This is a genomic window from Streptomyces aureus, from assembly GCF_000725495.1.
GTDB classification, from domain to species: domain Bacteria; phylum Actinomycetota; class Actinomycetes; order Streptomycetales; family Streptomycetaceae; genus Streptomyces; species Streptomyces aureus_B.
In genome coordinates, this window is record NZ_JNZD01000031.1 from 71,223 (window position 1) to 79,380 (window position 8,158).

Below are 8,158 nucleotides of genomic sequence, written 5' to 3' on the forward strand. Positions count from 1 at the left end.
GGGGCGTTGTTCGGGGCGGGGTGCGGGATGCACAGGGGTCGGTCGGGGCGTTCAGCGCAGCCAGCGGTGGTCGCGTACGAACGGCAGCCGGGCCCAGATCCGGCCGGCGCCCAGCGTGTCGCCGGCGGCGGTGAGGGCCAGGACGATCAGGGCGGCGGCGTACACGAGGTGGTAGTCGGCGAAGGGGTTGGTCGACATGCTCGGCGATCCGTCGGCCAGGTGCCGGGCGGGCGGCCACTCGGCGAGCCACATGAACGCCATCATCACCGTGCCCGCGACGGCGGCGAGGCGCAGCGCGACCCCGGTCGTCAGGGCCACACCGATGCCGAGCAGACCGAGCATGAACAGCCAGTCCGCCCAGGCGGCTCCGGCCCAGGCATGGAACGTGGACTGCATCGGCCCCGCGGCGACCGAGCTCAGGAAACCCTTGGTCGGCGAGCCGCCGTCGATCCAGCCCTTGCCGGACTGGGTCGCGTAGCCGAGGCCGAAGGTCTTGTCGAGGAAGGCCCACAGGAAGACGAAGCCGGTGAGCACGCGCAGCAAGGCGAGGGCGTAGGCCGGGCCGGTGTCCGTCGCCACGGCGGTCCCGGAGGCCGACGCGGTCCGCCGCCCGCGCAGGACGGCGGACAGACGGAAGCCGGAGCCACGGTGCGGGTGCTGGTGAACGGCCATGACGGGAGTCCCCTCGGGAGAGCCGGGTCGTTGCCTGACGCGTCCTACTCTCGTGGCGCGCGACGCCGGGTGCCCGATGCCGAAAGGCTGTCTCTATGGGGCCGAACGGCCCTGTGTCGAAGGCCTGTTGGAAGCCTCCTCCGAACACCGCAGCGCGTGCTCTGCACAGCCGGGTGCGCCCCTGGGCCAGCTAGTCTCCGATCATGGCCCTACGACCTGACGAGTTCTACGACCACGCACGCGCCGCCGCCGACAGCGAGCTTCGGCTTCCGTTGGCGCGCATGACCGGCTGGGAGATAAGTCCCTTCGAACCAGAAGGACTTCGCGTCTCGCCGCTCCGGCCGCCGACTCTGCCCGAGGCGGATCGGCACGGCGAGGATCCGGCGAACTGCGACCTGTGCAGCGAGCGGGACCAGGGCGTCTGGTTCAACGAACGCTGGCGGCTGGCCCGCGTCACGGGCGTGGGCGTGCCGTTGGTCCTCATGCTGTTCCCCCTGGACCACCACGACATGGCGGACCTGCCCGACGACATGGCCGCCGAACTCGGGGTGCTCACCACGCACATCGTGCGCCATGTGCAGGCGCTGCCGCATGTGTCCCGGGCCCACGTCTACCGGATCGGCGACGGAGCCGCGCACCTGCACATCTGGTTCTTCGCCCGGCCCGAGGGACAAGCCCAGCTGTACGGGTCGTGGCTGCCGGTCTGGGACGACCTGCTGCCGGAGTATCCGGCGGAGGTGGCCGACGCGGACGCGGCGGCGGTCGCCGACGCACTGGTCATCTCATACGGAGGCCGTCGCAAGCCGACCGACGAGCAGGCACACGCCTGAGCTGTCCGCACGACCGCATCAACCGGCGTACGGGTCACCGGTCCGGTTGACCCACGACAGCGAAGAAGCCCACAGCGTCGACCAGTTCAGACGTTGTGGGCTTCCGCCGTTCCACGGATGTGGCTGCGCTACTGGCCGCAGGCGCATCCGACCCCTGCGGGGGTCACTTCTTCGGCGGCCTGGCCGGTGCAGCAGCCGTCGCCGGTCCCGGTCGCGTCGGCGCTCTTGCCGAGGATGTCGGCGTCGGCCTTGACGACGTACACCTCCCACGGCTCCCTGCCGGGGCCGTGGACCCACACCTTGTCCTGGAGGGCGTAGCAGCAGGAGGTGTCATTCTCCTCGAAGGTGGCCAGGCCGGCGTCCTTGAGGCGGGTCGTGGCGGCGATGACCTGGTCGGTGGACTCGACCTCGACGCCGAGGTGGTCGAGGCGGGTCTCCTCACCGGGGGCGCCCTCGATGAGGACGAGCTTGAGCGGGGGCTCGGTGATGGCGAAGTTGGCGTAGCCCTCGCGCCGCTTGGCCGGTTCGGTGCCGAACAGCTTTGAGTAGAAGGTGATCGACGCTTCGAGGTCGCTGACGCGAAGGGCGAGCTGGGCACGGGACATGGCGGATCTCCGTTCGGCCTGCATTGAAGTTCTTCGATGCAAGCTTGCATCTTGGATCGACGGGTGTCAATATTGATGAATGTCGAAGCAAGAGCTTGTGGTCCTCGGCCAGGACGAGGAGAGCGACGCGTGCTGTCCCGGTCTGGCGACCGCGCCACTGGACGAGGATCAGGCGGCCGAACTGGCCAAGCTGTTCAAGGCGTTGGGTGATCCCGTGCGCCTGCGGCTGATGTCGATGATCGCCTCCCGGGCGGGCGGCGAGGTCTGCGTCTGCGACCTGACCCCGGCCTTCGACCTGTCCCAGCCGACGATCTCGCACCATCTCAAACTGTTGCGGCAGGCCGGTCTGATCGACTGCGAACGCCGGGGCACGTGGGTCTACTACTGGGCCCTGCCCGCCACCCTCGACCGCCTCGCCGTCTTCCTCACGACGTCACGGCCCACCGAGGCGACCGCGTGAGCCTCCCCCTGACGCGACGGGTCGTCGCGGAGTTCGTCGGCACGGCCGCCCTGGTCGCCGTGGTCGTGGGCTCCGGCATCCAGGCCACCGAGCTGACCCATGACGTGGGCGTGCAACTGCTCGCCAACTCGCTGGCCACGGTGTTCGGTCTGGGCGTGCTGATCCTGCTGCTGGGACCGGTGTCCGGCGCGCACTTCAATCCGGCCGTCACCCTCGCCGCGTGGGCTTCGGGCCGCCGCAGCGCGGACGGACCGTCCTGGCGCGAGGTCGCCGCCTACGTCCCGGCCCAGATCACGGGGGCCGTCGCAGGCGCGGTCCTTGCGGACGCGATGTTCGGCAGGCCCCTCGTCCGGTGGTCCACCCACGACCGCTTCGCGGGTCACCTGTGGCTGGGTGAGGTCGTCGCGACCGCCGGGCTGATCCTGCTGATCTTCGGCCTGGCCCGCACCGAGCACGCCCGGTTCACACCCGCGGCCGTGGCCTCGTACATCGGCGCGGCCTACTGGTTCACGTCCTCCACCTCGTTCGCGAACCCAGCTGTCACCATCGGCCGGGCCTTCACCGACACCTTCGCCGGGATCGCCCCCGGCTCCCTCGGCCCGTTCGTCGCCGCCCAACTGGCGGGTGCCGCACTGGGCCTGGGCCTGGTGACCCTGGTCTTCGGGCGCCCGGCGCCCACACCAGCGGCGCCCGTCGGCATTGCGGCCGAACCCGAACTCGCCGCCCCGGCAGCCCCCTGATCCGTTCTCTCCACCAGAAGGCACATCCGCCATGAACACTCCCGCAGAGCAGCCCTCCGTGCTCTTCGTCTGCGTGCACAACGCCGGTCGCTCGCAGATGGCCGCCGCGTTCCTCACATACCTCGCGGGCGACCGCGTCCAGGTGCGCTCCGCCGGTTCGGCGCCCGCCGCGACGGTCAACCCGGCCGTAGTGGAGGCCATGGCGGAGGTGGGCATCGACGTCTCGGCCGAGGTCCCCAAGGTCCTCACCACCGAGGCCGTACGAGCCTCGGACGTCGTCATCACGATGGGCTGCGGCGACACCTGCCCCGTCTTCCCCGGCAAGCGCTACCTCGACTGGACACTCCAGGACCCGGCCGGACAGGGCGTGGACGCCGTACGCCCGATCCGCGACGAGATCGAGACGCGCATCCGCGTCCTGATCGACGAGATCGCGCCGACGAGCCAGCCATGACCGCCGCGACCGAGGTTCGCCTCGTGGCCATGGCTCCCGAGCACGCCGACGAGGTGTTGAGGATCTACCAACTCGGCATCGACGAGGGCAACGCCACCTTCGAGACGACCGCGCCCAGCTGGGAGCACTTCGACGCCACCAAGCTGTCCGGCCACCGACACGTCGCCCTCGACGCTTCCGGCGCGGTGCTCGGCTGGGCCGCCGCGGTTCCGGTGTCGGACCGGTGCGTGTACGCGGGAGTGGTCGAACACTCCGTGTACGTCCACCCCGACGCCCGCGGCCAGGGCGTCGGCGCGACCCTGCTCGACGCCCTGATCAAGTCCACCGAACTCGCGGGCATCTGGACCATTCAGTCAGGCGTCTTCCCGGAGAACACCGGCAGCCTCGCACTGCACCGCAGGATGGGCTTCCGGGTCGTCGGAACCCGCGAACGCATCGGCCGGCTTCACGGCACATGGCGGGACGTCGTCCTGATCGAGCGACGGAGCCACTCCGTGGCGTAAGACGATCAGGGCGTTTCGTGCACTCATCGGATCCGAGCCGCACACGTTGCCACCGCAGGTTGGACCGCCGGCTCCCGGCTCCCCTGTGGCCCGGCTTCGGCACCGTCCCAAAGGTCCATTCGGCCCCGGGAAAGGGCATCGTGGCCCCTGCCCCTCCGGGCCGTGCTCCACGACCCTGGTGGTGCAGGCCCGGGGCCCCTGGCGCCGGGCGCCGGCCAAGATCCGGGAGGTGTTGACCGTGCTTCGCCCCGTTGTCGTAGGACTGGACGGTTCGCGGGAGAGCCTTGCCGCCGCCGACTGGGCGGCCCGGGAAGCGCTGCGGCGTGGCGCGCCGCTGCGGCTGGTGCACGCGTGGGAGGCGATGCCGGCGGAGCCGTCCACGCTCCCCGAGCTCGACGCGCCCCGCTACTGGGCCCGGCGGATCCTGCGCGAGGCCGTGGACCGGCTCGATGAGCGCTATCCGCGGCTGTACCTGAGCTCCGAACAGCTCTCCCTGCCGCCGGTCGAGGCTCTCGTCGCGGCCGCGGAAGAGGCCGAACTGCTGGTGCTCGGCAACCGGGCGCTCGGCGGCGTCGGGGGATTCCTGGCGGGTTCCGTGGCGCTGGCCACGGTGGCCCGGCTCACCCGGCCGGCCGTTCTGGTGCGGGCCGACGAGACCTCCGGGAGTGCGCGGGAGGCAGTAACCGACGGCGATGCGACGGGGCGCCGCCCGCACCGCGAGGTCGTGGTGGGCCTGGACCCGGACCACCGGTGCACGGACGTCCTGGCGTTCGCCTTCGAGAGCGCGGCCCTGCGCTCGGCTCCGCTGCGCATGGTGCACGCGTGGCGTCCGCCGGGTGCCCTGGGACCGGGCGCGGAGGATCTGACCGGACAGGAGGACGCCGAGCAGGCCGTGGCCTCGACGCTGAAGCGTTGGGGAGACCGGTTCCCCGGAGTCGAGGTCCTCGCCCAGGTGCGGAACGGCCGTCCCGCCGACCTGCTGCTGCACGCGGCCCGGGACGCGTGCCTGCTCGTCGTCGGCCGCCGGATTCGTCCGGCCCGGCTCGGTGCGCACACCGGTCCGGTCACCCACGCCGTCCTGCACCACGTCCCGTGCCCGGTCGCCGTCGTCCCGCACGAGTGACCGACGCGTGTACGGTCAAGGCCCCGGCCGGAGCCCCCTCACCTGCTGGACCCGGACGGGGCCGTCAGACGACGCTCACCGGATGCCGTACCACCCCGTCGAACAAGTACCCCTGTGTGTTGGGCACGGCGATGTCGGGCTGGGTTCGGCCCGTGGTGTCAGTGGCACGGGCCAGAAGGTGGGTGGGACCCGGTGTGCCGGGGTTCCAGCCGAGCGACCAGCGGGTCCACGTGCCGCTGCTGGGCTTGTCGCGCAGGTGGGCGGGCCGCCAGGTGGTGCCGCCGTCCGTACTGACGTCGACCCTGGCGACGGCTCCCGCGCCCGACCACGACCGGCCGTGCAGCACGTGCCGGCGGCCCGCCTCGAACGTGGCCCCGCTCGCCAGCTCGAAGGCGCTCTTCGTCACCTGCCGGGTGAGCGGGGCGCTGCCGCCCTCGGGGTAGGCGGGTCCGAACAGCCGGTAGAAGGTGGTGTTCCAGGGTGAGAACAGCGGCTGCGCGGACACCTCGATGTCGCCGACCCACTTGATCGAGGCGATTCCTATCCAGGAGGGCACCAGCACCCGTACCGGATGACCGTGGTCGTACGGAAGCCGCTCGCCGTTCATCTCGTACGCGAGCAGGACGTCGTCCAGGGCCTTGGCGAGCGGCAGCGGTCGGCGCACCCGGCCCAGGTTCTCGCCGCCGCTCACATATTCGGCGTCCAGGCCACGCGGCTGTATGTCCACGGCCCCGTGTGACAGCCCGGCCCTGCGCAGCACGTCGGCCAAGCGCACCCCGCGCCAGCGTGCGACGCCGATCGCACCCAGGGTCCACGGGGTGCCGGCGACCGTCTCGCCCTGTTGCGTCGTGTAGTACGAGCGGCCGTTGCCGGTGCATTCGACGAAGGCGGTCCTGGTGACGGCCGGCAGCTTGCGCAGGTCGTCGTACCCGAACTCCACCGGTCGGTCCTCGCCGGGGGCCCCGCGTAGTCCGCTCCCCCACAGGCGCAGCCGCCAGTCGTCGGCGTCCAGGACCGGGGTGGCGGTGTGGTTGCGCACGAAGAACAGCTCGTTCGGGGTGTGGTGGCCCGTTCCGCTCAGGGCTTCCCAGCGGGTCTCGGCGTTGGTGCCGCGTTCGATGAACCACTCGGGGGGCAACGGTTTGACGATCGTCCGGTCGGCGGCGTGGGCGGGCCGCACGGTGCCGAGGGCGCTTCCGGCGGCGGTCGCGGCCAGCAGTGTGAGCAGCCGACGGCGGGTGACGCCGTCGGCTCTGGCCTCACCCGCGAGCCACTGGCGCAGTCTTCGGCGGTCGTACTCGGCTTCATGGCGTCGGCCGGCAGGAACGGGTAACGGCATGGCAGGTCCTCGTCATGTCGGGGCGAGCGGGACAGGGCGTGGGATTGAAGCGGACGGGGCAAAAGCGGGCGCGACCCTTCCCGGTGGCGGCCGCTCGGCGCGAACCGGGGCGGTCACGCTCAGGACGGGCAGATGCTCACCACCGGGCCGGCCCTGGGCAGCGGAGGTCGGCGCGGGCGCGTGGGGCAGACGGGCAGTCGGTCGCTCGACACAGCGCGGCGGCCACGCGAACGAGGTCCACGGAGCGGCGGCGGGTCAAGGGAACCGGCATCGGCATGGCGGGATGTAAGCATGCGGGGTCGAGCGCGTCAACGCGCCCTCGAGGGAAGGTCGAGGACCGGTCCGGCGGGCCTGCTGTCCGATGGACCGGCTGACCGGCTGACCGGTTGACCGGCTGTCCGGCTGTCCGGCAGCCGAGCGACCCCACAGTCCCCAATCCCCAGTCCCCAGTCCCCAGTCCCCAGTCCCCAGTCCCATGGTTCCCCGTCCCAGAGTCCCGCCGCCTCACCGTCCCGCAAACCGCCGATCCAGCAGCCGCGCAGCCCCACGGCCACTGCGGCCCCCGCATCACCGGGAACCTCCGAGGATGCCCCGGTCTTAAGGCCGGGGTGGGGGTACCTCCCGCTTGCGGGGGAGAATCGGACTCCTGCGGAGCAGGGCAGGGAAAGCCGAATCGCCGTCAGGGCGATTCGGCGTCTGCCACCGTGGCGCGGTAGTCGCCCTCGATGCGGTGCAGGATCTCCGAGTTGAGAGACCGCCGATTGGCTTTGGCCTGGGCGACCAACCACGCGTGGAGGTTGGTGGGCAGGCGCAGCGTGATGCGTATTTCTTCATGATTCATACCCCAATCGTGTTGGTACGGTGGTGGCATGACGGCACGACAGGGGACGGATGGGGAGTCCGGGCACGCCCGATACACCTACCGCCTTCGCGTGTCGTCGACCGCGCGGGCCGGCCTCATGGCCGAGTGGGCGCGCTGCCGGTGGGTGTGGAACGAATGCGTGGCCATGTCCCGCAAGGTCCACGGCCTGAACCGGGGCACCGTCGAGAAGACGACGTGCGGCCCCGCCCAGCTCGACAAACTGCTGACCGAGGCCAGGGCCGCGATGGCGTGGCTGCGTGAAGGCGCCTCGGTACCGTATGCCTCGTTCGTCGTTGAGACGGCCATCGAGCCACTCCCGGAGACCGGCCGGGTGATCGGGATCGACTGGGGCGTCAAGGAGACCGCCACCACCACCAGCGACAGCCACGACCTTCCCCACCCGCAGCACGGCAAGACCGCCGCGGCGAAGCCGGCGCGGTACCAGAAGCAGATGGCGAGGCGGAAGCCAGCGCGAGGAAAGGCCGCGTCGAAGGGCTACCGGACGGCGTCCCGCGCGGCGGCCAAGGTCCACAAGAAGGTCGCCCGGCAGCGCCAGGACACCGGCCGCAA

The 8,158-nt window shown here is 71.3% G+C and carries 11 protein-coding genes; 7 read left to right on the top strand and 4 right to left on the bottom strand.

The window, feature by feature from the left end; genetic code table 11:
* Positions 1-51: 51 nt before the first annotated feature.
* A complete protein-coding gene (locus tag IO36_RS31120) occupies positions 52-672 on the bottom strand; it encodes a DoxX family membrane protein (RefSeq protein ID WP_037624629.1) in 621 nt (206 codons plus the stop codon).
* Positions 673-875: 203 nt separating this feature from the next.
* On the opposite strand from IO36_RS31120, the gene IO36_RS31125 reads away from it, so the two are divergent.
* Entirely contained in the window at positions 876-1,502 is a 627-nt protein-coding gene (locus IO36_RS31125) for a hypothetical protein (protein ID WP_037624631.1), read from the top strand.
* Positions 1,503-1,630: 128 nt separating this feature from the next.
* Here IO36_RS31125 and IO36_RS31130 read toward each other — a convergent pair whose 3' ends face one another.
* Positions 1,631-2,107, bottom strand: a complete 477-nt coding sequence (locus IO36_RS31130) for an ArsI/CadI family heavy metal resistance metalloenzyme (RefSeq protein WP_037624632.1) — start codon at positions 2,105-2,107, stop codon at positions 1,631-1,633.
* A gap of 79 nt (positions 2,108-2,186) precedes the next feature.
* Between IO36_RS31130 and IO36_RS31135 the strand changes: the two genes are divergently transcribed.
* The 5 genes from IO36_RS31135 (at position 2,187) to IO36_RS31155 (ending at position 5,387) form a co-directional block, all read left to right on the top strand.
* Positions 2,187-2,567, top strand: a complete 381-nt coding sequence (locus tag IO36_RS31135; RefSeq protein ID WP_037624634.1) for an ArsR/SmtB family transcription factor — start codon at positions 2,187-2,189, stop codon at positions 2,565-2,567.
* On the top strand, positions 2,564-3,307 hold the full coding sequence (locus tag IO36_RS31140) for an aquaporin (protein ID WP_037624636.1): 744 nt from the start codon (positions 2,564-2,566) through the stop codon (positions 3,305-3,307). The genes IO36_RS31135 and IO36_RS31140 overlap by 4 nt, the downstream gene beginning before the upstream one ends.
* Before the next feature lie 31 nt (positions 3,308-3,338).
* The gene (locus tag IO36_RS31145) at positions 3,339-3,761 is read left to right on the top strand and encodes an arsenate reductase ArsC (protein ID WP_037624638.1); all 423 of its coding nucleotides are present in this window, start codon (positions 3,339-3,341) and stop codon (positions 3,759-3,761) included.
* Positions 3,758-4,264 carry a GNAT family N-acetyltransferase gene (locus tag IO36_RS31150; protein ID WP_037624640.1) on the top strand — a complete coding sequence of 169 codons (507 nt, stop codon included), beginning with the start codon at positions 3,758-3,760 and terminating at the stop codon, positions 4,262-4,264. The genes IO36_RS31145 and IO36_RS31150 overlap by 4 nt, the downstream gene beginning before the upstream one ends.
* 238 nt (positions 4,265-4,502) lie before the next feature.
* Complete coding sequence (locus tag IO36_RS31155) at positions 4,503-5,387, top strand: universal stress protein (RefSeq protein ID WP_037624672.1); 885 nt, start codon at positions 4,503-4,505, stop codon at positions 5,385-5,387.
* Positions 5,388-5,451: 64 nt separating this feature from the next.
* Here IO36_RS31155 and IO36_RS31160 read toward each other — a convergent pair whose 3' ends face one another.
* Both IO36_RS31160 and IO36_RS45070 read right to left on the bottom strand, forming a co-directional pair.
* A complete protein-coding gene (locus tag IO36_RS31160; RefSeq protein WP_037624642.1) occupies positions 5,452-6,726 on the bottom strand; it encodes a sulfite oxidase in 1,275 nt (424 codons plus the stop codon).
* A 679-nt stretch (positions 6,727-7,405) separates the two neighbouring features.
* Positions 7,406-7,567, bottom strand: a complete 162-nt coding sequence (locus tag IO36_RS45070; RefSeq protein WP_037624644.1) for an Arc family DNA-binding protein — start codon at positions 7,565-7,567, stop codon at positions 7,406-7,408.
* 28 nt (positions 7,568-7,595) lie between these two features.
* Here IO36_RS45070 and IO36_RS31170 point away from each other — a divergent pair.
* Positions 7,596-8,158: transposase (locus IO36_RS31170; protein ID WP_245173556.1), on the top strand; the 563-nt coding region annotated here is incomplete at its 3' end.